This window comes from Veillonellaceae bacterium, assembly GCA_025992895.1.
In the GTDB taxonomy this organism is placed as follows: domain Bacteria; phylum Bacillota; class Negativicutes; order Veillonellales; family Dialisteraceae; genus Dialister.
Genome location: DAJPGA010000001.1, coordinates 846,192 through 870,934, shown reverse-complemented (window position 1 = coordinate 870,934; position 24,743 = coordinate 846,192). Strand labels below are relative to the sequence as shown.

The 24,743-nt window shown below is 49.5% G+C and carries 22 protein-coding genes and 1 other annotated feature; of the genes, 6 read left to right on the top strand and 16 right to left on the bottom strand.

What is annotated here, in order from left to right; genetic code table 11:
• Positions 1–187: 187 nt before the first annotated feature.
• Positions 188–643: a hypothetical protein gene (locus OIM03_03590; GenBank protein ID HJI73360.1), complete on the top strand. Its 456-nt coding sequence runs from the start codon at positions 188–190 to the stop codon at positions 641–643.
• A gap of 715 nt (positions 644–1,358) precedes the next feature.
• Here the strand turns inward: OIM03_03590 and OIM03_03585 are convergent.
• From OIM03_03585 to OIM03_03545, 9 genes are all read right to left on the bottom strand, one after another.
• The gene (locus OIM03_03585) at positions 1,359–1,727 is read right to left on the bottom strand and encodes an acetyl-CoA carboxylase biotin carboxyl carrier protein subunit (protein ID HJI73359.1); all 369 of its coding nucleotides are present in this window, start codon (positions 1,725–1,727) and stop codon (positions 1,359–1,361) included.
• 38 nt (positions 1,728–1,765) lie between these two features.
• Complete coding sequence (locus OIM03_03580; protein ID HJI73358.1) at positions 1,766–2,083, bottom strand: hypothetical protein; 318 nt, start codon at positions 2,081–2,083, stop codon at positions 1,766–1,768.
• 41 nt (positions 2,084–2,124) lie between these two features.
• Complete coding sequence (locus OIM03_03575) at positions 2,125–3,654, bottom strand: methylmalonyl-CoA carboxyltransferase (protein ID HJI73357.1); 1,530 nt, start codon at positions 3,652–3,654, stop codon at positions 2,125–2,127.
• Between the two features lie 82 nt (positions 3,655–3,736).
• Positions 3,737–4,189 (bottom strand): VOC family protein, encoded by a 453-nt coding sequence (locus OIM03_03570; protein ID HJI73356.1) that lies wholly within the window; start codon positions 4,187–4,189, stop codon positions 3,737–3,739.
• A gap of 20 nt (positions 4,190–4,209) precedes the next feature.
• On the bottom strand, positions 4,210–5,148 hold the full coding sequence (gene meaB / locus OIM03_03565) for a methylmalonyl Co-A mutase-associated GTPase MeaB (protein HJI73355.1): 939 nt from the start codon (positions 5,146–5,148) through the stop codon (positions 4,210–4,212).
• A 126-nt stretch (positions 5,149–5,274) separates the two neighbouring features.
• A complete protein-coding gene (locus OIM03_03560) occupies positions 5,275–5,670 on the bottom strand; it encodes a cobalamin B12-binding domain-containing protein (GenBank protein ID HJI73354.1) in 396 nt (131 codons plus the stop codon).
• Positions 5,671–5,706: 36 nt separating this feature from the next.
• Positions 5,707–7,353 (bottom strand): methylmalonyl-CoA mutase family protein, encoded by a 1,647-nt coding sequence (locus OIM03_03555; protein ID HJI73353.1) that lies wholly within the window; start codon positions 7,351–7,353, stop codon positions 5,707–5,709.
• A gap of 294 nt (positions 7,354–7,647) precedes the next feature.
• Positions 7,648–9,195 carry a succinate CoA transferase gene (locus OIM03_03550; GenBank protein HJI73352.1) on the bottom strand — a complete coding sequence of 516 codons (1,548 nt, stop codon included), beginning with the start codon at positions 9,193–9,195 and terminating at the stop codon, positions 7,648–7,650.
• 376 nt (positions 9,196–9,571) lie between these two features.
• Positions 9,572–10,810 carry an O-antigen ligase family protein gene (locus tag OIM03_03545; GenBank protein HJI73351.1) on the bottom strand — a complete coding sequence of 413 codons (1,239 nt, stop codon included), beginning with the start codon at positions 10,808–10,810 and terminating at the stop codon, positions 9,572–9,574.
• A gap of 221 nt (positions 10,811–11,031) precedes the next feature.
• Positions 11,032–11,265: a binding site (T-box leader), on the top strand.
• Between the two features lie 62 nt (positions 11,266–11,327).
• On the opposite strand from OIM03_03545, the gene OIM03_03540 reads away from it, so the two are divergent.
• Positions 11,328–12,161 (top strand): MetQ/NlpA family ABC transporter substrate-binding protein, encoded by an 834-nt coding sequence (locus OIM03_03540; GenBank protein ID HJI73350.1) that lies wholly within the window; start codon positions 11,328–11,330, stop codon positions 12,159–12,161.
• Between the two features lie 393 nt (positions 12,162–12,554).
• On the opposite strand, the gene OIM03_03535 is transcribed toward OIM03_03540, so the two are convergent.
• Positions 12,555–14,132 (bottom strand): hypothetical protein, encoded by a 1,578-nt coding sequence (locus tag OIM03_03535; GenBank protein HJI73349.1) that lies wholly within the window; start codon positions 14,130–14,132, stop codon positions 12,555–12,557.
• Between the two features lie 284 nt (positions 14,133–14,416).
• Between OIM03_03535 and OIM03_03530 the strand changes: the two genes are divergently transcribed.
• Entirely contained in the window at positions 14,417–14,767 is a 351-nt protein-coding gene (locus OIM03_03530; GenBank protein ID HJI73348.1) for a cupin domain-containing protein, read from the top strand.
• Between the two features lie 161 nt (positions 14,768–14,928).
• Here the strand turns inward: OIM03_03530 and upp are convergent, their stop codons facing one another.
• From upp to OIM03_03510, 4 genes are all read right to left on the bottom strand, one after another.
• Entirely contained in the window at positions 14,929–15,555 is a 627-nt protein-coding gene (gene upp, locus OIM03_03525; GenBank protein HJI73347.1) for a uracil phosphoribosyltransferase, read from the bottom strand.
• 87 nt (positions 15,556–15,642) lie between these two features.
• Positions 15,643–16,284 (bottom strand): CpXC domain-containing protein, encoded by a 642-nt coding sequence (locus tag OIM03_03520; protein ID HJI73346.1) that lies wholly within the window; start codon positions 16,282–16,284, stop codon positions 15,643–15,645.
• Positions 16,285–16,379: 95 nt separating this feature from the next.
• Positions 16,380–17,633 (bottom strand): aconitase/3-isopropylmalate dehydratase large subunit family protein, encoded by a 1,254-nt coding sequence (locus OIM03_03515; GenBank protein ID HJI73345.1) that lies wholly within the window; start codon positions 17,631–17,633, stop codon positions 16,380–16,382.
• Positions 17,633–18,136 (bottom strand): 3-isopropylmalate dehydratase, encoded by a 504-nt coding sequence (locus OIM03_03510; protein ID HJI73344.1) that lies wholly within the window; start codon positions 18,134–18,136, stop codon positions 17,633–17,635. The genes OIM03_03515 and OIM03_03510 overlap by 1 nt, the downstream gene beginning before the upstream one ends.
• Positions 18,137–19,923: 1,787 nt before the next feature.
• Here OIM03_03510 and OIM03_03505 point away from each other — a divergent pair.
• Positions 19,924–20,826: a LysR family transcriptional regulator gene (locus OIM03_03505; GenBank protein ID HJI73343.1), complete on the top strand. Its 903-nt coding sequence runs from the start codon at positions 19,924–19,926 to the stop codon at positions 20,824–20,826.
• A 58-nt stretch (positions 20,827–20,884) separates the two neighbouring features.
• Here OIM03_03505 and OIM03_03500 read toward each other — a convergent pair whose 3' ends face one another.
• The gene (locus OIM03_03500; GenBank protein HJI73342.1) at positions 20,885–21,157 is read right to left on the bottom strand and encodes a hypothetical protein; all 273 of its coding nucleotides are present in this window, start codon (positions 21,155–21,157) and stop codon (positions 20,885–20,887) included.
• A gap of 41 nt (positions 21,158–21,198) precedes the next feature.
• On the opposite strand from OIM03_03500, the gene OIM03_03495 reads away from it, so the two are divergent.
• Positions 21,199–22,329 (top strand): PLP-dependent aspartate aminotransferase family protein, encoded by a 1,131-nt coding sequence (locus OIM03_03495; protein HJI73341.1) that lies wholly within the window; start codon positions 21,199–21,201, stop codon positions 22,327–22,329.
• A gap of 30 nt (positions 22,330–22,359) precedes the next feature.
• A complete protein-coding gene (locus OIM03_03490; protein HJI73340.1) occupies positions 22,360–23,538 on the top strand; it encodes a pyridoxal phosphate-dependent aminotransferase in 1,179 nt (392 codons plus the stop codon).
• Between the two features lie 235 nt (positions 23,539–23,773).
• Here OIM03_03490 and OIM03_03485 read toward each other — a convergent pair whose 3' ends face one another.
• Entirely contained in the window at positions 23,774–24,142 is a 369-nt protein-coding gene (locus tag OIM03_03485; protein ID HJI73339.1) for a hypothetical protein, read from the bottom strand.
• Positions 24,143–24,743: the final 601 nt, after the last annotated feature.

Sequence of the window (24,743 nt, the reverse complement as noted above, 5' to 3'; positions counted from 1 at the left end):
TGTCAATTAATATTATTTGTTTTTATTCTAATTATATATTTTTATATTCTAATTATAGAATTATTTTTCTTGAAAAATAATCTAATCTCATATTATAATAATTTAAAGCTAATCATTAAATCAATTTTTGTTAAAAATTCAGTTATGAGAAGGAGAAAAGATGCAGACAAACGATGAAAGTACCCGAATGGAATCTGTTTCCCTTAGTCAGAAATTTGCTGAAATCGATGGGCGCCGTCCCCGTGTATTCATCCCGGAACTTGAAGATGATGGCTGCCATGAAGAAAGAAAAATGGCCGCTGCCTTACTGGCTGACGCAGGCTGGGATGTCGATGTAGGTGCCCCGCAGAGCGCAGAGGAATCTGCTCAGACAGCATCTGATAACGACGTACACTTCATTTATTATCTTTCGAGGAGCAATGGGAAAACTGCCCTTCTGGTTAAAATGATGCAGGCCCTCACTGTCATGGGAAGAGATGATATTTTGACCGCTGTCCATGACTGCAGTGACAGTGAAAAAAATCACCTCATCAGGTATGGCGTTACCGCAGCATTCCCCGAAACGTATCCTCTGGGCAATGCCAGCATCACTATGCTTCATCTTCTCCTGGCCAGAGAGGAAGATGAAGATGCCGAGATCTGATTCGTTTTTCTCCGGCATCTAAAAAATTTAACAGCATTGATAAAAAAGAGTTCCTTTGATCCTTTCGATCGGGAACTCTTTTTTCATAGATTCATCACGGATTCTTTGTGGATTTGAATGTAAGAAAATTTGAAAACTGAATAAAAGGTATTGAAAAAGAGCATGAGATGCTCCATTCTTAGAATCACCACAAAACCAGGAAAGGAATGCAATCTACTTACTCTCTTGTTCAACTATGTCAAATCTCTACCCAAATATACAGTCCAGATTTACGTTTCATGAATCTTCTTCTCTTGATGTCTGTGATACGAGGTGAACGGATACGGAAATGATAAGTACTCCTTGACACTGGTCAGCTATTGATTCACGTCATCAGTACGAGGGCAATATAACTAAGTGACAAAAAAGGCTGTAAAATGTGGAATCATTTCGCCACAGCCCCAAAAACGAGAAGAACCAAATTAAATTACCGCGATGTCCACCCTTTAAGAATTACTGAAAATCTTAAAATGCCGATGGATCCCGATAAATACGGGTTCCATCGGCATTAAAACCAACACGAAATGTCCTATAAGCCTAAATACGCGCCTCATCGACCATAAAATCACCACGAAATGTCGTATAGCCTATCACACCCCACGGTAAGCCGGGCATAAAAAAAGAGCAGTGCCGAAGCACTGCCCTTTTAGATTAAGCGATGTTCATTAAGCCAATATTAGCCAACGGTGAACAGCGGATCGCCGCCCTGTACGGACTGGCCTTCCTGAGCCTGCATAGAGGTGATCTTGCCATCGCATGGAGCCATGATCGGGTTGCCCATCTTCATAGCTTCGAGTACGAGGACTTCATCGCCTGCTGCTACTGCGTCACCAACATGTTTGTTGATGCGGATGACTTTACCAGGCATTGGAGCTTCTACGGATTCGCCTGCACCTGCAGGAGCTGCTGCCGGAGCCGGAGCTGGAGCCGGAGCCGGAGCCGGAGCTGGAGCTGCTGCCGGAGCCGGAGCTGCTGCTGCAGCGCCGCCGTCTTTAACTACTACATCGTAATCCTGGCCGTTAACTGTTACAGTAAATTTTCTCATTGTCTTTCCTCCTAAATGATTGTACTTTCAACTTTCAATTAGAACTGCTGGTTGCCGGAAACGCCCGCAATGCGAGCTGCGGAAGTCCAGCCAGGTCTAGCTGCCGGGCGGATGGAGACGATTTCGCCGCCACCCATAGCAACGATAGCAGCAGCGATAGCTGCTACGACTGCACCATTGTTAGCTGCTGCTGCAGGAGCTGCTGCTCTTGCTGCTGGAGCTGCTGCCTTTTTAGGAGCTGGTGCCGGTGCTGCGGACTGATTGAGAGATGAACGTACCTGCCAGATCATGATCAGGGCAATTACTGCAACGATAGCAGCAAAAACCGCGATATACATAACTGTACTGTTATCCATCTGTACCCATCCTTTCAATATAGAGATTTAAGCGGCAAATATTAGAGCGGAATGTTTCCGTGTTTCTTTGCCGGATGTACTTCGTGCTTGGAAGCAAGCATCTTCAGTGCATTGATGATTGTTGGGCGGGTATTTCTTGGATCGATTACTGCATCTACATAGCCACGTTCTGCAGCTTTGTAAGGAGTAGCGAATTCCTCGACATATTCCTTTGTGCGTTCTTCTTTGTTCGGGTCTTTCTTGAAGATGATGTTAGCTGCGCCTGCAGGTCCCATAACTGCGATTTCAGCGGTTGGCCAAGCAAATACCTGGTCAGCGCCCTGTTCACGGGAGCACATAGCGATGTAGGAGCCGCCGTAAGCTTTACGCAGAATCATGGTGATCTTCGGAACTGTAGCTTCGCAGTATGCGAACAGCATCTTAGCGCCGTGACGAATTACGCCGGCATATTCCTGCTGTTTGCCAGGCAGGAAGCCAGGAACGTCGACAACGTTCAGAACCGGAATGTTGAAGCAGTCGCAGAAACGAATGAAGCGAGCTGCTTTATCGGATGCGTTGTAGTCAAGGCAGCCTGCCATGAATGCTGGCTGGTTAGCAATGATACCAACAGTCTGTCCGTCCATACGAGCGAAGCAGGTGATGATGTTCTTTGCGAATTCCTTAGCTACATCGTAGTATTCGCCATTATCAACAATGGATTTCAGTACATCATACATATTGTACGGTGCATTGGAGCTTTCCGGCATAATGGTGTCCAGAGCTGGATCAGTTCTGGTCGGATCGTCTCCGGTTTCTACGATCGGAGCGTCTTCCATGTTGTTGCTCGGGAGGAAGCTGAGCAGGTAACGAATCTGTTTAATGCAGTCTTCGTCGTTTTCAGCTGCGAACTGAGCTACGCCGGATGTACGGTTATGGGTCATAGCGCCGCCGAGTGCTTCAGCGGTGATCTTTTCGCCGGTGACGGATTCAACGACAGCCGGGCCGGTCAGGAACATCTGGGATGTTTTCTTAACCATGTAAATGAAGTCGGTCAGAGCCGGGGAGTAAACAGCGCCGCCTGCGGATGGTCCCATGATTGCAGAAATCTGCGGGATTACGCCGGAAGCGATGGTGTTGCACCAGAAAATCTTGCCGTAGCCGGAGAGGGCATCGACAGCTTCCTGAATACGAGCTCCGCCGGAATCGTTCAGGCCTACGCAAGGTGCACCGACTTTGAGAGCCAGTTCATTTACGTGAACGATCTTTGCAGCGTGCATTTCACCAAGGGAGCCGCCTTCAACGGTGAAGTCCTGAGCGAATGCAAATACCAATCTTCCATCAACAGTGCCGTAACCTGTTACAACGCCTTCGCCCGGGAGATCTTTCTTTTCCTGGCCGAAGTTGTGGCAGCGGGATTTTACGAGGGCATTGACTTCAACGAAAGTGCCTTCATCAAACAGAAGAGCGAGTCTTTCACGAGCGGTCAGTTTGCCTTTTGCATGCTGTTTTTCAACACGTTTTTCGCCACCCATAGCCTCAACATGAGCGAGGTTCTTATGGAGAAGTTCAATTCTTTCTTCAACAGTTGCCATTCTTACACCTCCAAAAATATTAGGGTCCCCCGCAAGGGGGATGACTCGCCCAAAACGGGCGAATCATTTGCCATCATTCAACTTATTTATTGAAGGACGGGCCGCCAGGGCGTTCTGTCAGTTCAAGCAGAAGGCCGGTAGCCTTTGGATGCAAGAATGCGATGTGACAGCCGCCTGCACCGACACGCCATTTCTTGTCGATGAGCGGAACTTCTTTAGCCTGCAGATCTGCGAGGCATGCTTCGATGTCGTCAACACGAAGAGCAACATGCTGGAAGCCGTTCTTGCCGCCGTTGGATTTTTCAATGAAACGAGCGATCGGGCCATCCGGAGTTGTGGAACCCAGGAATTCGAGTTCGCAAGCTTCGGTCTGCGGAGATGGTTTGAAGAAGCTTGTTGTTACATGCTGATCTTCAACGGTTTCATCCGGCAGGGATGGATCCAGTCCCAGAATGTCTTTCATCTGCTGTTTAATAAGAGCCAGGTCTTTAACAGCTACGCCTACATGATCGACACACAAAACTTTGAATGCCATAATAACTCCTCCTTTATAAATTATTTGAATATTTTGTCCACGATGGAATCGACGACAGTGAATGGATCAGTTTTCCTTTCAAATACGTCTTCCACGTAGCCATTGAATTCACCCGTCTTGGAGACATTTTCTTCAATATGACGGGAAATGCGGTCGTGAATCATTTCGAGTATCTCGCTGCGTGCGCGTTCGCGTCTGCGTTCTTCCAGCAAGCCGGATTCTTCGAGATACTTCCTATGATCACCCAGAGCTGCTACTACATCTTCTACACCCTGGTCTTTGTTCGCGATCGTTCTTTCGATCGGTGGACGCCAGTTCTGAGCTTCGCCCAGATCGAGCATCATTTCGATCTCAACATTCAAACGATCTGCGCCGTCGCGATCACATTTATTGATGACAAATACGTCACCGATTTCAAGGATACCAGCCTTGATTGCCTGAATATCGTCGCCAAGTCCGGGTACGAGCACAACAAGTGTGGTATCCGCATTCTTAACGATATCGACTTCGGACTGTCCTACGCCTACTGTTTCGATGAAAATAACATCGAGACCGAAAGCATCCATCAGTTTAACCGCATCTGCGGTCTTGCGGGACAAACCCCCGAGACTGCCGCGTGTACCCATACTACGGATATAAACACCCTTATCCAACGTCAGGTCGTTCATACGAATACGGTCGCCAAGAATGGCGCCGCCCGAGAACGGACTGGTAGGATCGACAGCGACGATGCCTACTGTTTTACCCTGTTTGCGATACTGCTTTATGAGGGCATCAGACAGTGTGCTCTTACCCGCACCAGGCGCACCAGTGATACCGATGACCTGAGCACGACCGGTATGGTGATAGATATCTTTCATGATATCTTCAAAGCCATCACGTTCGTCTTCAACGATGGTAATTGCTCTCGCTAAGGCGCGTCTATTTCCATTCCAAAAATCTTTCATAGAAAATTCCATGGATACACCGCCTTTTCGAGGAGTAAATCTAGAGAAATAAATAGTTGTAAAGGGCTGAGAGTGTACCCTACCCAGCCCTTTGACAGCTAAATTACACTTATAAACCGCCAGTGGTAGTCTAAAAGCTTATTTTACGTTTGCTTTGATGAAGTCAATAACTTCCTTGGTTGGTGTGCCAGGTGTGAAGATTGCCTTTACGCCTGCTTTTTCCAGACCTGGGATATCAGCAGCCGGAATTACGCCGCCGCCGATAACGAGTACGTCGCCCATACCTTTAGCTTCGAGAGCTTTGACAACTTCCGGGAACAGTGTGTTGTGAGCGCCGGACAGCAGGGACAGTGCTACTACATCAACGTCTTCTGCGTCAGCTGCTTCAACGATCTGTTCAACGGTCTGGCGAAGACCTGTGTAAATAACTTCCATGCCTGCATCACGGAGTGCACGGGCAATAACCTTTGCGCCGCGATCATGTCCATCAAGACCCGGTTTAGCTACGAGTACTCTGATACGTTTTTCTGCCATTGTTAATTACCTCCAGAACTATTTCCGATTATCTAATTAAAGTGTGTTGTGCGGTTTGTATTCGCCGAATACCTTACGGAGTACTCCGCAGATTTCGCCGAGGGAGCAATAAGCACGTACGCAGTCGAGAATAACTGGCATCAGGTTGGTGTCTTCATCAGCAGCTGCAACTTCCAGCTTCTTCAGTTCTTCCTGAACCTTTGCATTATCACGATCTGCCTTAACTTTAGCCAGTTTCTTCTTCTGGAATTCACCAGCGGATGCATCAACCTTCAGCAGGCCTTCAACCGGTGGTTCTTCCATTGTGAACTTGTTGACGCCAACGATTGTCTTTTCGCCGGATTCAACAGCCATCTGCCAAGCATAAGCGGAGTCCTGAATTTCCTTCTGGATGTAGCCTTTATCAATAGCTTCTACAGCGCCGCCCATTTCATCGATCTTTCTGATGTATTCTTTAGCTTCAGCTTCGATAGCATTGGTCATAGCTTCAACATAGTAGGAGCCGCCGAGCGGATCAACTACATCAGCCAGGCCGGATTCATAAGCAACGATCTGCTGTGTACGCAGAGCGATGGTTACGGATTCAGTGGTTGGCAGAGCCAGAGCTTCATCACGGGAGTTGGTGTGCAGGGACTGTGTTCCGCCCATAACAGCTGCTGCTGTCTGCAGAGCAACACGAACGATGTTGTTGTTTGGCTGCTGAGCTGTCAGCATGGAGCCTGCGGTCTGGGTGTGGAAACGCAGTTTCATGGATTTCGGGTTTTCAGCGTGGAATCTTTCTCTCAGGATTGTAGCCCACAGACGACGGGAAGCGCGGAATTTAGCGACTTCTTCGAGTACGTTGTTGTGTGCATTCCAGAAGAAGGACAGACGCGGAGCGAAATCATCGATGTGCATGCCAGCTTTCAGAGCTGCTTCGATGTAAGCAATACCATCAGCGATGGTGAATGCGATTTCCTGAGCAGCGGTGGAACCAGCTTCACGGATGTGGTAACCGGAAATGGAGATGGTGTTCCACTTCGGAACGTTCTTGGAGCAGTATTCAAAAATGTTGGTGATTAAACGCATGGATGGTTTAACCGGGAAAATGTAGGTGCCGCGAGCGGAGTATTCCTTCAGAATATCGTTCTGAATTGTGCCGCGGAGTGCGGAAGCAGGAACGCCCTGTTTTTCAGCAACTGCAATGTACATAGCGAGCAGAACGGATGCCGGTGCGTTGATGGTCATGGATGTGGAAACTTTGCCCAGGTCGATCTGATCGAACAGGATTTCCATATCTTTCAGTGTATCAATAGCAACGCCTACTTTACCAACTTCGCCTTCAGCCATCTTATCATCGGAGTCATAGCCGATCTGGGTTGGAAGGTCGAATGCTACGGACAGACCAGATCCGCCGTTAGCAATCAGGTAACGATAACGTTTGTTGGATTCTTCAGCGGTTGCGAAGCCTGCATACATACGCATGGTCCAGAGACGGCCACGATACATGGTCGGCTGTACGCCACGGGTGTATGGATATTCGCCCGGGAAACCGAGGTCTCTTTCATAATCAAAACCTTCAAGATCGAGTGGTGTGTACAGGTTCTTATGTTTAAGACCAACTCTTTCCGGATGTTTTGCCGTCTGTTTTGCATATTCTGCATTGTAGGCATCAAGTTTAGCTTTCAGGGATTCGTTAGACATGAGTTCATCTTCCTCCTAAAAAAGTAAGTAAGTAACTTCTGGGAAAAAACTTCCCATCATTTATCAGCGGTGGCGTCTTTATGCTCTTCTCACTGTTTTCTAAGGGAACTTCTTTCCGATCCAGGGCCCGCAACGCCTTCCCCGCTGCAGCGCTTTTAAGGTCTTCTTGCAGCGGTTTCAGGACACTTGCGAAACCCATGTATATGACACTGTCAATGGGCAGTCATCATCATAGATTATTATACCGTACTGAGTTTATTTGTAAAGCATTAAAAATTTTAATACAGCACTAAATTATTTCTTGAAGTGCATATCGCCGGTTTCTGCCAGGCTTTCATGGAATTTGAAAGCTTCCGGAAGAATGTGCGGGGTCTGGCTGTGGCCGCATGCAGCAACTGCTCTTTCATAGTAGTCCATGAGCTGATCTCTGAAGGACGGATGAGCAACGTTGTTGATGATAACCTTTGCTCTTTCTTTCGGGCTCAGGCCGCGAACATCTGCGACGCCCTGTTCAGAGATGAATACATGGGTATCATGTTCGGTGTGATCAACATGGGAGCACATCGGAACAACTGCGGAGATCTTGCCGCCCTTAGCGGAGCTGTGGCAGAAGAAGCAGGACAGGAATGCGTTACGAGCGAAGTCGCCGGAACCGCCGATACCGTTCATCAGCTTGGTGCCTGTTACATGGGTGGAGTTTACGTGGCCGTAAATATCCATTTCAAGAGCGGTGTTCATGCCGATAACGCCGATACGACGAACAACTTCACCGTTGTTGGAGATTTCCTGCGGACGCAGAACGATCTTCTTGTTGTATTTTTCGATGTTGTCATAGAAGCGTTTCAGGCCTTCCGGAGATGGAGACAGGGAAGTACCGGAAATCATGTCGATCTTGTCTCTGTCGATCAGGTCGAACATACCATCCTGAATAACTTCGGTGTATACGGACAGGTTCTTGAACTGGGATTCAACGAGGCCGTGGATAACTGCGTTAGCAACGTTGCCTACGCCAGACTGCAGCGGAAGCAGGTTTTCCGGAAGTCTGCCCTGTTTAACTTCGTTTGTCAGGAATTCTACCAGGTTGTTGCCCATTGCTTCTGCGTCGTCATCGAGCGGAGCCAGTGCACGGGTTACGTCTGGCATGTCGCAAGGAACAACAGCTACGATCTTGGACGGATCGCATTTGATGTACGGTGTGCCGATACGATCGCCAGCGTGGAGAATCGGAATCGGTTCGCAATGCGGCGGGTTCTTGCGCATGTAAATATCAGCCATGCCTACGAGGCCGAGTGGCTGAGTGGTGTTGACTTCGACAATGACTTTCTTAGCGGTGTCTACATATACCGGAGAGTTGCCGATAGCGGTTGTCGGGTAGATTTCGCCGTTCGGTCCGATCTTGCATGCTTCAACGACTGCGAAATCCGGGCCGGTTACGCGTTCGCCTTTAACGTTGGTGAAGAAGCCAGCGCGAACCTGCTGTGCTACATGAGACAGGTGCAGATCGTAGTAGTTGACTTTGCCTGCGTTGATTGCTTTTCTCAGGTTAGCGTTTGTCTGGTATGGCATACGGTTTCTAACGCCGTTTACAGCAACCAGTTCGGTGTCGATCTGGGAACCTGTGGAAGCGCCGGTCCAGATATCTACCTGGAATGGGGTTTCTTTCATGCGTTCTGCGAGTTCATGCATTGTAATTTTCGGATAGCCGCATGGCGTAAATCCGGAAATACCGATGATATCCCCTGCGCTGATCATTGCAGCAGCTGTCTTGCCGTCGCAGACCTTGGAGAGAAGGGCTTTGTCTTCAATCCTGCTAAGGAATTCACTATCATTGGTTTCGATCATTACTATCATCCTCCCAAAAATAAAATAATATATAAAAGTCCACAGCTTGATTTACCTGCTTTTGCTGCAGATCTTTTTACCTCAGTAAAAAACACAGTCTATACGAGACAGGAATGTTTTCTTCTCTTTATCGAAAATGTTCGGTAAGCATTTACTTCAAAAAATCCATTTCCTAATCTAATTCATCATACTGACTGCATTTTTATTTACCTTATCACCTTTACCATTATACCACATTTTCACGGATTGTATTCCCTAAAATAGGTTCTCTGTTTCTTAATTTCTATTATGGGTCATATAAATAATTCCTATTAGACAAATTATGATTTACATGTTGTATAACATGAAATTTACAGAAAACCATAATCATATATTTCTATTTTTCTTTTGCATGACTTATGCATGAAGTCCACAAACCCGCAAGACTCCAGAAACAAAATGATACGGAGCGGCTAAAAAGTACATGGTCCCCGAAGCTTATAATGGCAATCGAGATGACGGCAAGCATGCCTCCAAGGCCCATGGCGCGGTCAAAGGCAGTCTCTCCTCCTTTGAAAATCCTGTAGGCGATGATTCCCTGGGCAAAGAACGCAGCCAGGAATGCAAGGCCACCGGGGATCCCCACTTCCGCCAGCATGTTCAGGTACATGTTGTGTGCATGGAAAATCAGTACATTGTCATTCTGTATAAAGAAATTGTAATCCGGGTATGCGAGGAAATAGGATCCCCAGCCGATGCCCAGAAGCGGATGTTCTTCAATCATGGCTCTCGTACTTTCCCAGAGAGCGAAGCGGAGATCGACGGACGTATCGTCCCCTCTGAAAAGGGAGAGGAAACGTTCAGCAATCTGTCCGTGATAAAAGAGAAGGCCGATCGGAACGAGCAGGAACAAAAGCCCGAATCTCTTATCATGGAAAATGGCAAGGCCTGCCACGATGCCTCCGGCAGCCACCCACGCGCCTCTGGAATAGGTAAGCGCCAGGCAGGTAAGGAGCACCAGCAGGACGAGCCCGAAAATGTACTTTCTCCTCCCCTTCTTCTCATAGAGGAAGAAAGAGGAAAGCGCGCTGATGATCATCAGAAGGTACGCACCCAAAAGGTTCGGATTCTCCAGCGTCGAATACATGCGGCGGCGGAGAAGCGGGAACCTCTCCGGATCGACCCAGCTCTGCGCTGTAAGATCCTTTGCCATGTCATGGGCATCCGCATATTGGAAGAAACCGTAAGCGGCCACACAGAGAGCGCCTGCCAGAAAGGCATAGAGCGCCTTTTCCTTTTCCCTGACCGTACGAATCGTGGAAAAGACCATGAGGTAGACAGCCGCATAAAGAAGCGGCTGGAGCGACCAGTTGAAAATCGAGAAGAAGCTGTCCTTGGATACGGCCGTGGACAGAAGCGAACACGCTAAAAAGACGGCCCCTGCTCCCCAGTATGGAGGGACGCGGAAGGACACTTCCTTTGATGTGCGCCAGTTGACAAGCCACAGAATGAGGGCCGGAATGAGGGGCGCGTAGAAAAGGAATGGATTCAGCGGAATCAGGAACAGCGTCAAATATAAAAGATATAGGACATGCTCGCGCGAGCATGCTTTATGCATCAGGCCGGAAAAACCCATTTCCACCTCCGGCTAATCAATTCTATAAAAGGAACCACTTTGTTCCGTATCTCATTATAATAGACTGATTCTTTTAGGGCAACGGCACGGCCTTTCGTCCTTTTCTCCTTTAAAGTGCTTTTTCTTCACTTTTTCTCTCTTTTACTTTCGTATTCTCAAAATAACAATTTCAAAATTTTCTTGACGCTCCCCTGACAAAATGCTATAGTATGTCCAACTTGATACAAGCGATGAAGAGAAGAGTACGCGGAAAGAAAGCCAAAGAGAGTCCCGTATGGTGAGAAGGGACGCCGGACATCCGCCGAACATGGCCTTGGAGCATGCGCCGCCGAATGATGAAGCGGCCCGGGAGTTCCCGTTACAGGACAGGAGTGCCTTTGCACTTCACAAGGTCTTTCCGGCGACGGAAAGGCGAACATGGGTGGTACCACGAAACAGAATCCTTCGTCCCGTTGGGAAGAGGGATTTTTTTGTACCCGGAATCGTTATTTCCACGAAATCATAAGGAGGACTTACTATGAACTACCGCAAAACTCTCGCCGTTTCCCTCGCTGCTCTTGCTGCCGCTGGTCTCATCGCCGGCTGCGGCGGAGAAAAACCGGCTGCTTCCAAGGCTGCAGGCTCTGCTTCCAAAACAACGACCATCAAAGTCGGCGTCTCCCCCGTTCCGCATGAACAGATCGTCAATGCAGTGAAGGATCAGCTTGCCAAGAAGGGCATCAATGTAGAAATCGTCGAATTCACTGACTATGTCCAGCCGAACCTGGCCTTGAACGACAAGAGCCTCGACGCAAATTTCTTCCAGCACAAACCGTACCTGGATGAATTCTGCAAATCCAGAGGCCTGAAGCTTGCTTCCGTCGGTGCTGTTCATCTTGAACCAATGTCCGTCTTCTCCAATAAGTACAAATCCCTCGCTGAACTGCCGGACGGCGCATCCATTGCCATTCCGAACGATCCGACCAATGGCGGCCGTGCTCTCCTCGTCCTCCAGTCTGCCGGCCTGATCAAACTCCGCGACGGTGCTCCTGTCACTGCCACCCCGCAGGATATTGCTGAAAACCCGCACAACCTGAAATTCTCCGAACTCGAAGCTCCGCAGCTTCCAAGATCCCTGGCTGACGTCGATGCTGCTGTCATCAACATCAACTTTGCCCTGGAAGCCAAGCTGAATCCGAAGGATGCCATCTACACAGAAAGCAAGGACTCCCCGTACGCTAACATCGTAGCTGTAAGAGCTGGCGATGAAAACCGTCCGGAAATCCAGGAACTGATGATAGCGCTCACCAGCCCTGAATCCAAGAAATTCATCGAAGACACCTACAAAGGCGCTGTCATTCCTGCATTCTGATCAACTAATTAAGGAAATAGAAAAAGGAGCTGTGGCAAAATGTTCAATCATTTTGCTGCGGCTCCTTTTTCATTGTTATATTCGCTTGGAGGAATTATCCAACATATTTATCTATCTGTTTTATCTGAAAACCTCAAAAGATGCTTCGCCTTTTTAGAAACTGCACCTTTTGAAAACCATACAACCAGCCTTTGGCTGTCAGAAATCAACCCTATCCACCGCAAGCGGTCCCCCTTCCCCGTCTGGGAAGGCGAGGCCGTACTTCCCCTTATTTTGTCACATCCCCTTTTCATTGGCGCTATAACTGCCCACAAAAAAGAGGCCCCGGGATTTCCGGAGAGCCTCTTCTTTTATTATATATATACTATATATATGTATTTCTGCTATAAGCTCTTATTTCAGGACTGTTCCGTCAGCGAGGGTAATGGTGTGACCGTTGAAGTTGATGGTGCCAAGGTTGTTGACGGTGGTTGCCTGGCTGTCAGCGGTGAGGTTCCATACGGAGCCTGCTCCGATGAAGATGTCAGCATTGGTCTTGTACTTTTCGCCGCCCTGTGCGTTCGGGATGATGGTGATGGCGCCTGTCCATACGGAGTTGTTTCTAAGGGTCAGGTTGACGTCGGAAATCGTATCGACGACGATATCGCCATTCAGTGTTTCTTCATCAGCAATCAGTTCGACATGGCCGCCGTTAGCGCCCGGGGTTCCCCAGCCGTAAGCGCCGTCATTGCCAAGAGCTGAGAGGATCGGAAGGCCCGGATCCTGCTGGAGTGTTGTCTTCTTCAGCGTGATGCGGTTGTGGGTGCCGGTGACGAGGAACATGCCGCCGTGATGGGAAATCAGGGTGGAGCCTGTTGCATTGAACTGCTGTACGCCCATGGTTCCGATAGCGGAAGGATCAGCGTAGAGAACGATGTTGTACGGTACGGATCCTGTTTCATTGCCTTCGAGCGTGGAGTTTTCAAGGGAAAGCGTATTGTTGTTGCGGACAACGGCTGCCTTGGTGTTCTGTGCGTTCACGCTGCTGTTTGTCAGTGTGACGTCGCCATTGACGTATGCGCCGTGGGAGTCCTTGCCAGTCGTGGTGAAATGACTGCTTTCAGCAAGAATCATGCCGCCGTTCTGGGATACCTTCATAGCCGGGGATGCATAGCCGGATGTGGTAACGGTCGTGTTAACGACTTTCATCATGGCTCTTTCTGCTGTTTCAAGGGCAGGAGAATTGTTTCCTGTCGTTGTAACGGTGGAATCAGTCAGGTTGAGGTAGGTTCCCTTGCTGTATCCGAATGCGCCCGGTGCGCCGAGAGCAGAGGATGTGATGGATGCCTTGGTGAATGCGCCATGGCCGCCATGGGTGACGAGGAGAGCTGCATTCATGCCGTACTGATTGGAGCTTTCTGTATTCGTAGCATCGCCGGTCTTTGTGAATGTGTCGCCTGCTGCGCTCATGTAAGCGTAGGAAACGCGGAGTGCATTCTGGTCAGCGGCTGCAGACGTGTAAGTCTGAGCATCATAGGTTCCGTCTGTTTCAATCGTTGCTGCGCTTGTTCCCTGATCAGCCGTGTACTTGGCAGTCTGCGCCGGTGTCGGTGCGGGCTCGGGTTCCGGCTCCGGTTCAGGAGCTGGTGCGGGCTCAGGTTCAGGAATGGGTTCCGGGGCTGGAGCCGGTTCTGGTTCAGCCGGTTTCGGAGCTTCCGGAGAAAGGTTCTTGAATGTGCCGGCTTCTACGGCTTTTTCAACATCCGGCAGTGTCAGGGACATGCCTTTCAGAAGTGCTTCAGTGTAGTTGACTTCCGGCTGAGCAGCCTCGGCCGGAGTGCCTGCGGCAGCTGTCGTTTCCTGTGCCTTGGCCGGCTGTGCAGCTGTAGCTGCAGCCGCTGCCGGTGCTGCATCCGCTGCAAAAGCGGACATAGAGCCGGCGCCTGTCATGACCAGGGCGCAGAGTAAAGCGGTCAGTTTGCTGTGTTTCATATATTTCCTCTTTTCTGAATAAAGACAATTCATACTCTGGATTCATTTGCTTGATTTATAGATACTAACACTGTTATTTTACATCAAATCAGCCTCGTTGTCACCCGTTCTGCGTTTTATACCGTTTATCACCCCTCATAAATTTTTTATCCTTGCAAAATGTTCTGTAGTATAGTAAAATTCGTTTGGTTCTAAGTTTTAGCGTTGACTAATCCTCAACATATAGTATAATGAAGATAAAGATAGGACAACTTCTATCTTTGATCACACTAAAGGAGGACCACATGGAGGAAAAGCAATTCATCCGCCATTTACCCAGAGCATCCGTGCTCACTTTGAAGGATCAGATCTCCTATCAGGAAGGTCAGATCGCAAGCAAGACGCTGGCGCAAAACAAAAACGTCAGCCTAACCCTCTTTGCCTTTGATAAAGACGAAGAGATCAGCTCTCATCAGTCCACGGGCGATGCTATGATCCAGGTACTGGAAGGAAAAGCTCGCATCATGGTCGGCAAGGAATTCTTCGAGGTTTCCGAAGGAGAATCCATCCTGATGCCCCATGACGTAGACCATGCAGTCTATGCGCTGGAACCGATGAAAATGTGTTTGACCGTTGTATTCCCTTATGAAAGATGAAGGGATTTAACGGACCGGAACTCCGTCCCCCCGGCGGCTCCGGGTTAAAAAGAGAGACTTCCCCCGAGTCTCTCTTTTCTTTTGCCTAAAATCCTCTTGAGGAGCATAGCGTTGTAAATAAAAAAACGGAACCGCTTTGCGTGGTCCCGTTTTTTATTGTATTACATGGTTCCGAAGATACGGTCGCCGGCATCGCCGAGACCTGGGAGGATGTAGTTATGATCATCGAGCTGACGATCGAGGGCAGCGGTGTAGATCGGCACATCAGGATGAGCCTGGTTGACGACTTCAACGCCTTCCGGTGCGGATACGAGGCACATGAACTTAATGTTCTTTACGCCTTTTTCCTTCATCATGTTGATGGCTGCGACAGCGCTTCCGCCGGTTGCGAGCATCGGGTCGACGATGATGAAATCGCGGTTGTCCACATCCGGCAGCTTGCAGTAGTATTCGATCGGCTTGGATGTTTCCGGATCGCGGTAGAGGCCGATGACGCCGACTCTTGCAGACGGCATCAGTTCAAGAAGGCCGTCCACCATGCCGAAGCCTGCGCGGAGGATCGGAACGATGCCGACTTTCTTGCCGGCTACGCGGCGGCCGCGCATCTTTTCGAGCGGGGTCTCCACTTCGACATCTTCGAGCGGAAGATCACGGGTGATTTCATAACCCATGAGGAGTGTAATTTCCTGGAGCAGGCGGCGGAACTCGCTGGAGCTTGTTTCCTTGGACCGCATGATCGTGAGTTTGTGTTGAATGAGCGGGTGATCAATAATATGAATCTGCATGATTGCCTCCCTGTAATTTAGACTATTCTGTAATTCGCCTTAACCATTTTAGCACAATAAGTGAAAAAGTGTAGGAAAATTTCAAAAGAATCAGCCCATTTCCCCCACCACGCGGTCAGCCCATGCGCGGTCGATGACAAAAATGCCTCTGGAATAGAAGTCAAGCCTGGATTCAGCCGCATTCTTCACTACCTTGTACAGGTCCATGTCAAATTCCATGGATGCGATCATCTTGTCCTGGCTTCTGAAAAGGAATCCATGCTCGCCGTCGTCATTCGTAGCAAAGAGGATTTCATCGATGCCCTTGTCGGCATACGTTTCCTCGACATTGTGCCAGACGCTGCTCTTGATGATTTCCACGACGCGGTCGTCAAGGCCTGCATCAAGGATCATCAGCTTTTCGCGGAAATCGTTGTAGGAGCGGACGATTCTCATCGTATAGTCCGGAAGGTCCTTCTGCCTCGCCGAAAGGATGGACATCATCTGATTCCATGCATCACCTTCGACAGAAACGAAGACCATGTACTTGTCTTCCATCTGATGATACAGGAAATTGTAATTCAAAAGAGCAGTCGCGCCGCAGTCGGGACAGGTATAGCGGAACGCGTCCCCCGTCCTGACGGCTTCCTTCAATTCCGGATCCTGCTTCGTATTGATGCTGTCCCAGACTTTGAATTCATGCTTGCTGCCGCAGGCCGGGCAGGTGATTTCAGACATTGAGCTTTGTGACATTGGAACCTCCGTGATTCATTAAATGATATGCTTTCCTTCTATTATACCGTACAAGGAGCGGAAATAAATTCCATACGGCGGACTTTTCCATATTTTTACAAATGGGCCGGATCGGTGATGACACCTTTGACGGCTGTCGCCGCGGCCACGGCAGGAGAGGCAAGGTATGCTTTTGCTTTCGCAGAGCCGAAGCGACCCAGGAAATTCCTGTTGTTCGTACCGAGCATCACTTCCCCGTCCCCCATGAGGGCCATCGTGCGTCCTTCGCAGAAGGAACAGTACGGAGGCGTCACAAGAGCGCCTGCCTCGACGAAGGTCTGGATCCAGCCGCGCTTTACGGCTTCTTCCATGATGGAGGCGGAAGCCGGCGTCACGATGAATTTAAGGTCTTCTGCTATATGGCGGCCCTTCAGGATCTTTGCCGCTTCTTCGAGGTCCTCCAGCCTTCCGTTCGTGCAGGAACCGAGGCAGACCTGATCGACCTTCACCCCTTCGATTTCAGAAAGCGGACGGATGTTGTCGACATGGGGCGGACAGGCGATGACTGGCTCAAGGTCTTCTGCCTGGTAGAAGAGTTCCCTTTCATAGACAGCATCTTCGTCTGCCTTCACCCATGAAATCGATTCATAGGGTATTTTGCAATAAGCGGCTGTCTTTTCATCAGCAGCAAAAAGGCCTGCCTTGGCGCCGCATTCGACGACCATGTTGGATATTGTCAGGCGGCTGTCGACGGAAAGGCTCTCCACGGCGCTTCCCGTAAATTCAAGGGATCGGTACGTCCCTCCGGCCGCGCGGAGATCGCCCAGCACGCGGAGGATGATGTCCTTGGCATAAACATTGGACGGGATTTTCCCTTCAATGCGTACCTTGATCGAGGACGGCACGCGGAGCCACAATTTCCCTGTCCCCCATAAGTATGCCATTTCCGTATATCCGATACCCGTACCGAAACAGCCGACACCGCCGGCCGTCGTCGTGTGGGAGTCGGTGCAGAGGAGGATTTCTCCCGGCTTCCCGTAACCCAGCTCGGGGATGAGCTGATGGCAGATGCCACCAGAAGCATGGAAGTGCCCGACATGGTACTTGTCACGCAGCTTGTACCCGTAAGAAAGGCTGTCCGGGTCGGTGGGAAGGCAGGCCGGATTCAGATGGTCATGGAAAATGATGAGGCGCTCCGGATACATGGCTTTTTCAAATCCCATTTCCATAAGCTTCTCATAAAGGCTCTTCGTATAAATATCATGGACGACCGCCCGATCCGGCGTGACCGTCACAAGATCGCCCGGATGAAGATCGGCAAGGCCCGTATTCTTCATGATGATCTTTTCAGCAAGAGTATGTCCCATCATTACCTCCCCCTTTCCTTCTGTACATGCTTCACGAGCCCGCCATCCATGATGAGCGAAAGAAGATCGCCCCTCACTTTGGAAATCGGATATTTCTTCCCCTTGCACAGGATGTATTCATTCGGTACGACGATGACCGTATCCCCTTCTTCTACGTCATCAAAGAGCGCGGCGCATTCAATCGGAAGGATGCCGTTATTGACAGCATTCCGGAAGAATATGCGCGCGAAGGATTTGGCGATGATGCATCGGATGCCGCTTTCAGAAAGCACCTCGGCGGCCTGTTCCCTTGAAGAACCGCAGCCGAAGTTGTTCCCGGCGACAAGGATGTCTCCATCCCTGACTTCTTCTGCCAGCTCAGGCCGGAGCGGTTCGAACATGTGTTTTTTGATTTCATCCCAGGACGGATAGGAAAGATGCTGCGTCGGGATGATGATGTCCGTATCAATGTCGTCCCCGAACTTCCACACGCGCCCGGAGAAGGCAAGGATCGGATCCGCGCTCAGGTTCTTTATTCCCGGAGCAGGCTTTTCAGATTCTTCCGCCTTTTCCTCAAAAAGCACCGGCGCCTCAGGCTCTTCCTGCCTTTTTCTTTTCAGGAATTCGCCGCCGATATATCCTCTCACGGCCGCATTGGCCGCTCTTTCCGTGCTGACATGGAAGACGGCCGCCTCGATTTCGTCCCCATAATCCTTATTATCGTTCGTAAGGAGTATTTCTCCCTTCCCTGCCTTTGCCTCATAGGAAGGATCGGCGCACTGATTGAGGAAAATACCGCCTGCGTCCATGATGTCCTTGATATAGCCAAGGTCAGCGGCCTTTCTGTATACCTCCGCTGTGGCAGGAGCCACGGAAAGACGGACGCCATCAGATACATGCTCCCCGCGGATGATGTCAGCGGCATGCCTGATATCCTCCAGGAAACCGCCCTGCGCGCCGCCTATGAAGACAGCGGAAATCGGGATCCGTCCCTTCTGGCTGATTTCCTTTCCCTCATGGATGACGACAGAGGGAACGTACTGGATCCGGATATGGGATCCCTGCACGTTTTCTTTCACAAAAGCCGTGCATCCGGAGGCTCTTCCTGCGGCCATGCACATGACAGCAAGCTCTTCCTTCCTGAATTCTTGAAGCTCTCCTGAAATACACACGGGCATCCCTTGGGGAATCTTTTTGGAAAGCGCATAGGCCTTATCGTAATTGCAGGGGCGGTATCCTTCCCTGAAAAACCGGTCATACCTCGTTTCCTTTGTACTCAGAAAAACATTGAATACGCCGCCTTCCTGGATGGAGAAGGATCCCGTAAGAAGCACTTCTTCACGGCCTTCCTCATCAAGGCAGTACCCCTTCCCGCCAAAGGCGCCCATCACATAGACGTCAGGATCTCCGGATACGGCAATAAAGTCCTCGGAGAGGAACTCTTCGGCCAGCAGGTGGAAAGCCATTCCCTTCCCGTACGCATGAGGAATGGAAAGCTTCCTTGCAAGCGCAAGCACCTCCTGCTGCCTTTTTGATTCCTCCGGTGAATTCGGCGGCACCTTCTTGTCGATCACGACCCTGATCTTCTCAGTATCCCAGAGCTTCCTGCCGCTTTCAGCCGCCTTTTTCAGCGCAGCAAAGCCTTTCTCTTCATTGAGGACAACTACATCAGCCTCATATGTTTTTATTTTCATTCCTTAGGTCCCTCCCATCCTTCTTTTCTTCTCATTATACAGATAAAAGGAAAGCACAAACAGGGAGAACCAAATAAAAAATCCCGCTTTCGCGGGCAAAAAAATAGATCCCCATAGGAAGATGAAAGGAGGGGATCAACGGCGCAAAAGCCCATATAAAATTTCGCAGCTTACGGGGCTGCTTTCTCCCATGTTTCCACGGGGCGCTGTCTCCTGACATTTCTTCAATGAATATTCATTGGCAGGTATAAGAAAAGCCAGTGCAGCTTTGCCTCCGGATGTCCCTAAGAACCGCGTTCCGGTTGGTTAAGTACCATTCTATCCATGACACCCCGTTTCGTCTAATACCGGTCAAGGATTATTTCTATTCCTGCCATGCATAAAGAAAACGAGAAATCCCCGAATTCATCCAAAAATCGCGATTTTACCGTATTATTACATTGTTAATTTTCTATATTATTTGTTTATCATGCATGCCGTGCATTGGAATCCTTCCTATCTTTCATAAATATTGCCTCTTTTTATTGAAACGCCCCTCTTCCTAAAGGTATAATTGAACTAACGATTATGAGTCCGGCTTATATAAAGAATGAATCCCGTATTTTATAAAGGAGTCCCCCATGGATCTCAGCCAACTGGAATATTTCCGCGCGCTTGCGCATATCCGCCACTTCACGAAAGCGGCGGCTTCCATTTCCATCTCGCAGTCTGCCCTGTCGCGCTCCATCACGAAACTGGAAAACGAGCTCGGCCATCCCCTCTTCGACCGCACGGGCCATGAAATCTCCCTCACTCCGGATGGGCAGCGTTTCCTCATCCACGTAGAGCGCGCTCTTTCTGAAATCGAGGAAGGCAGGCGGGAGCTACTCGATCATGAAAACGATCCGCAGGGCGGCATCATCAATCTTTCCTTCATCCATTCCCTTGGCACCTACATGCTTCCTGTCCTTCTTTCCGAATTCAAGGTGCAGAATCCTTCGACCAGGTTCAACCTGCAGCAGAACGATTCCACGCTGCTCGCGCAGGGACTCATCGACGGGACGAGCGACCTGTGCCTGGGATCCACGATGATCACGATGAAGCATATCGCCTGGTCCTACCTCTATTCCGAGGAAATTTACATTACTGTCCCTCTCCATCACCGCCTGGCCGACTGGGAGCAGACTGCGCTGAAGGATATTGAAAACGAGCCCTTCGTTACAATGAAGCCGAGCTATAGCCTCAGAATCCTCACCAATCGCGTCTGCGCGCTCGCCAATGTCCATCCGAAGGTCATTTTCGAAGGCGACGACACGAACACAATTGCAAGCCTTGTCGCTTCCAATCTGGGCGTTTCCCTCCTCCCGAAGATTCCAGGAAGCAATGCGATCGGCATCCGCCAGATCCACGTCTCCTTCCCCTCCTGCAAGAGAGAAATCGGCATCGCATGGAACATGACGCGACCCCTGTCTCCAGCAGCGCTCCGCTTCCATCAGTTCATCGTGAAGAGATTTGCGGACAAAAGGTCCTCCACCGTCCGCTGAATTCTTGCCATTTCACTCATTGACATCACCATTTTCCCATGCTATCATGAGGTCAGTTTTATAAAGGCAATGAGAAGAAGAGTAGGAAATCCGGAATGGCAAAGAGAGCTGCGGAGGGTGAGAAGCAGACCGGGAACGATTTCTGAAGATGGACTTTGAGCCTGCTTGGCTGAATCATGAAGCCGGCCGGGACTGCCCGATACAGCAGCAGGGTATTTATGGCATTGTCCGGCGTACCCGCAGAGTCTTTGCCGGTGACGGCAGGGAGAAACAGAGTGGTAACACGGCTAAGCACCGTCTCTCGTAAGAGGGGCGGTTTTTTGTTTGCCAAATCTGCCCCATTTCACGGCATTATATAAGGAGGATTTCATTATGGACATCAAGACTATCTGCATTCATGGCGGCGACTGGAAAGATCCGACCGGCTGCATTTCCGTTCCGATTTTCCAGAGCGCCACTTTCGGCCATCCGGAGCTTGGCCAGTCGACCGGCTATGATTACACGCGCGTGCAGAACCCGACCCGCGAAAGCACGGAAAAGCTCGTAGCCGCTCTTGAGCACTGCTGCGACTGTACCAGCTATTCGTCCGGCATGGCTGCCATTTCCATGGTCATGGAACTTTTCAAGCCGGGCGATACGATCATTTCCAGTGACGACCTCTACGGCGGTTCCATCCGCCTTTTCCGCTTCGTCAATGAAAAGAACGGCCTGAACTTCCGCTATGTCAATACATCCCATCTGGATGATGTGGAAAAAGCCTTCGATGAAACGGTCAAGGCTGTCTATATCGAAACACCGACCAACCCGATGATGCAGATCACCGATATCAAAGCCATCGCTGACATCGCTCATGCCCACGGCGCTCTCCTCATCGCAGACAATACATTCATGAGCCCGTACTTCTGCAACCCGGCCGACCTTGGCGCAGACATCATCCTCCACAGCGGCACGAAGTACCTTGCCGGCCACAACGATACCCTGGCAGGCTTCGTTGCATGCAAGGACAAGGAAATCGCTGAAAAGCTCCGCTTCCTCTACAAGACCGTCGGCGGCTGCCTCGCCCCGTGGGACAGCTGGCTCGTCACCCGCGGCATCAAGACACTGGCGCTTCGCATGGAAGCAGCCCAGAAGAACTCGCAGATTCTCGCTGAATGGCTCTCTTCCCAGAAAAAGATCACCAAAGTCCTCTACCCGGGACTTCCCGGTTTCGAAAACAAGGACATCCATGACAAGCAGTCCAGAGGCGCAGGCGCTATGCTTTCCTTCTACACCGACACCCATGAAACGGCACTGGAGATCCTGAAGAACGTCAAGCTCATCCGCTTTGCTGAAAGCCTTGGTGGCGTGGAAAGCCTCATCACTTATCCTGCCACCCAGACGCACAGCGACCTCACCGAAGAAGAAAGACAGTCCCGCGGCATCACAGAATGCCTGCTCCGCCTGTCCGTCGGCATCGAAGACGCTGGCGATCTCATCGCTGACCTTTCCCAGGCCATCGGTTAATATCACTATTATTTTACAAGGAGGCTTACCATGAAATTATCTGATCTTGATACCGTCATCGACCGCCGCGGAACCGGCTGCCTGAAATATGATTTCGCTGTCCAGCGCGGCCAGCCCGCTGATGTCCTTCCCTTCTGGATTGCTGACATGGACTTCAAAGTGGCTGAGCCGATCCTTGACGCTCTCAGAAAACGTGTCGACCATGGCATCTTCGGCTACTCGGAATCCGGCGAATCCTACTTCGAAGCGCTGAAGAACTGGCAGAAGGAAAATTACGGCTGGGTTATCGAGCCCGAATGGCTCATTAAGACCCCGGGCGTCGTTCCTGCCATCAACCTTGCCGTCAAAGCACTGACAAAGGAAGGCGACGGCATCCTCATCAACCGCCCTGTCTACTACCCCTTCCTCGAAGCCATCAGGAAGAACGGAAGGAAACTGGTGAACAGCCCGCTCATCCGCAAGAACGATCATTATGAACTTGACTTCGACGACCTCGAAGCAAAGATCAAAGCAGAAAACGTGAAACTTGCCCTCCTCTGCTCCCCGCACAACCCGGTCGGCCGCGTGTGGACGAAAGAAGAACTGTCCCGCTACGCTGATATCTGCATCAGAAACGGCGTCAAGATCGTCGCTGATGAAATCCACGAAGACTTCACCTATCCCGGGTTCACCCACACGACATTTGCCACCATCAGCAAGGAAGCTGCCCAGAATGCCATCATCTGCACAGCCCCCTCCAAGACATTCAACATCGCAGGCCTACAGACATCCAATATCCTGATCCCGAATCCGGAAATCCGGAAAGCCTTTCAGGATGCCCTCGATTCCTTCGGCTACGACCAGCTGAACACGATGGGCCTTGTCGCCTGCGAAGCTGCTTACCGCTATGGCCGCGAATGGCTCGATACCGTCAAGGAATACATCCGCCTGAATGTCGACTTCCTCAGGGATTACCTCAAGGAAAACCTCCCGAAGATGAAACTCATCGAACCGGAAGGCACCTACCTCCTCTGGATCGACGCTTCCGCTTACGGCCTTTCCGACAAAGACCTCGAGCACAAAGTCACCCACGACTGCCACCTCTGGCTCGACATGGGCTACATCTTCGGACCGGAAGGAAACGGCTTCCTCCGCTTCAATCCCGCCTGCCCGAGAGAAACACTCATCAAAGGCCTCACCCTTTTGAAGGAAGGCTTTGAAGGGAAATAAATCCAGAAAATAAAAATTTCAATAGAAAAAGGCTGTGATGAAATGTGCAATCATTTCGTCACAGCCTTTTTTGTCTTTAAGAGCTAATCCGGCAAAAGCACTTCACACTCACCGGCTTCCTCATACACAAAGGACGTATTAACTGGATAATTCATCAGTCTTTTACATCTTTAAGCATTTGAAAGAAATACAAAACCAACAGTATGCCGTACGCTAATATAGTAAATGCATTATTTTACTTGAAAAACAGGGCACCGAGCAGCAGCATTTCTGTTATATCTTTTATTTTCTTAGACTTATACATTGAGTACAGCATCCAGAATAAGATTGTCAGGGAAATGTAATCTATCCCCAGGTACACCAATAAATAAGAATAAAAATTGGCAGGGACAGGCAGATGAAATAACCCTGAATAAATCTCTGGTATTTCAAGACTGAACACAGCAAGAGAAGCGATAACCGCAATTAATCCATTTTGGGCCTTCTCCCTGATTGGAACCAATTTTGACAAAAGCACGGCACTCAAAGCAGCAAGCATAAATTCTGCAATCCTTGCTGTCCAGAAAATATAAACTGTACCTGAAGTGTTAATGGATGCTTCCATAAGATTACACTCCTGTCAGTATTCAAACAGACTGAAGCTATAACATGATTCGTTATTATTTACACCTAAAATGGATTACAATAAATCATTGCAGCACAAAGAAGTGCATATACCACTAAAGCCGCATCATATTTATGGATTTCGTATTTGTCTGTTTTAATTTTGACGAGAAAACTTCTACAACTCAAAAATGTAGACATTATCAAATATGTAAATGTGAAACTTCTAATGGAATGCAGTAAAACAGCTATATACCTGAGCCAATAGATGGAGCTGTCAATCAAGACTAAACTCCCATATGCCAAAAAACAAAGAGGGAACCCAACTTTAATGTAAGCCGGCATAGGTTTGATTCCTAGTTTCAAATACTTTGGTGGATATTTCCATGTTTTGTATAAATAAATTGCGCCGACGACGAGAATAGATACTTTAAATAAATCCCAGGCTGCCGGTCCATAAGCGAACTGATGCGTAACTCTGCTAATCCAAGCACTGCCATCCTTGTATAGGGTAAAAAGAATGTCATCCAACATAGTCATTTGTGACATAATAATCCCCTTCCATGATAAGGAAATCTCGTTTCATTACAGATGAAAGATTC

Excerpts from the sequence above, each read along its gene's own strand:
- OIM03_03590 (HJI73360.1), top strand. The coding sequence starts at position 188 with ATGGAATCTGTTTCCCTTAGTCAGAAATTTGCTGAAATCGATGGGCGC.
- OIM03_03585 (HJI73359.1), bottom strand. The coding sequence starts at position 1,727 with ATGAGAAAATTTACTGTAACAGTTAACGGCCAGGATTACGATGTAGTA.
- OIM03_03580 (HJI73358.1), bottom strand. The coding sequence starts at position 2,083 with ATGGATAACAGTACAGTTATGTATATCGCGGTTTTTGCTGCTATCGTT.
- OIM03_03575 (HJI73357.1), bottom strand. The coding sequence starts at position 3,654 with ATGGCAACTGTTGAAGAAAGAATTGAACTTCTCCATAAGAACCTCGCT.
- OIM03_03570 (HJI73356.1), bottom strand. The coding sequence starts at position 4,189 with ATGGCATTCAAAGTTTTGTGTGTCGATCATGTAGGCGTAGCTGTTAAA.
- meaB (HJI73355.1), bottom strand. The coding sequence starts at position 5,148 with ATGGAATTTTCTATGAAAGATTTTTGGAATGGAAATAGACGCGCCTTA.
- OIM03_03560 (HJI73354.1), bottom strand. The coding sequence starts at position 5,670 with ATGGCAGAAAAACGTATCAGAGTACTCGTAGCTAAACCGGGTCTTGAT.
- OIM03_03555 (HJI73353.1), bottom strand. The coding sequence starts at position 7,353 with ATGTCTAACGAATCCCTGAAAGCTAAACTTGATGCCTACAATGCAGAA.
- OIM03_03550 (HJI73352.1), bottom strand. The coding sequence starts at position 9,195 with ATGATCGAAACCAATGATAGTGAATTCCTTAGCAGGATTGAAGACAAA.
- OIM03_03545 (HJI73351.1), bottom strand. The coding sequence starts at position 10,810 with ATGGGTTTTTCCGGCCTGATGCATAAAGCATGCTCGCGCGAGCATGTC.
- OIM03_03540 (HJI73350.1), top strand. The coding sequence starts at position 11,328 with ATGAACTACCGCAAAACTCTCGCCGTTTCCCTCGCTGCTCTTGCTGCC.
- OIM03_03535 (HJI73349.1), bottom strand. The coding sequence starts at position 14,132 with ATGAAACACAGCAAACTGACCGCTTTACTCTGCGCCCTGGTCATGACA.
- OIM03_03530 (HJI73348.1), top strand. The coding sequence starts at position 14,417 with ATGGAGGAAAAGCAATTCATCCGCCATTTACCCAGAGCATCCGTGCTC.
- OIM03_03520 (HJI73346.1), bottom strand. The coding sequence starts at position 16,284 with ATGTCACAAAGCTCAATGTCTGAAATCACCTGCCCGGCCTGCGGCAGC.
- OIM03_03515 (HJI73345.1), bottom strand. The coding sequence starts at position 17,633 with ATGATGGGACATACTCTTGCTGAAAAGATCATCATGAAGAATACGGGC.
- OIM03_03505 (HJI73343.1), top strand. The coding sequence starts at position 19,924 with ATGGATCTCAGCCAACTGGAATATTTCCGCGCGCTTGCGCATATCCGC.
- OIM03_03495 (HJI73341.1), top strand. The coding sequence starts at position 21,199 with ATGGACATCAAGACTATCTGCATTCATGGCGGCGACTGGAAAGATCCG.
- OIM03_03490 (HJI73340.1), top strand. The coding sequence starts at position 22,360 with ATGAAATTATCTGATCTTGATACCGTCATCGACCGCCGCGGAACCGGC.
- OIM03_03485 (HJI73339.1), bottom strand. The coding sequence starts at position 24,142 with ATGGAAGCATCCATTAACACTTCAGGTACAGTTTATATTTTCTGGACA.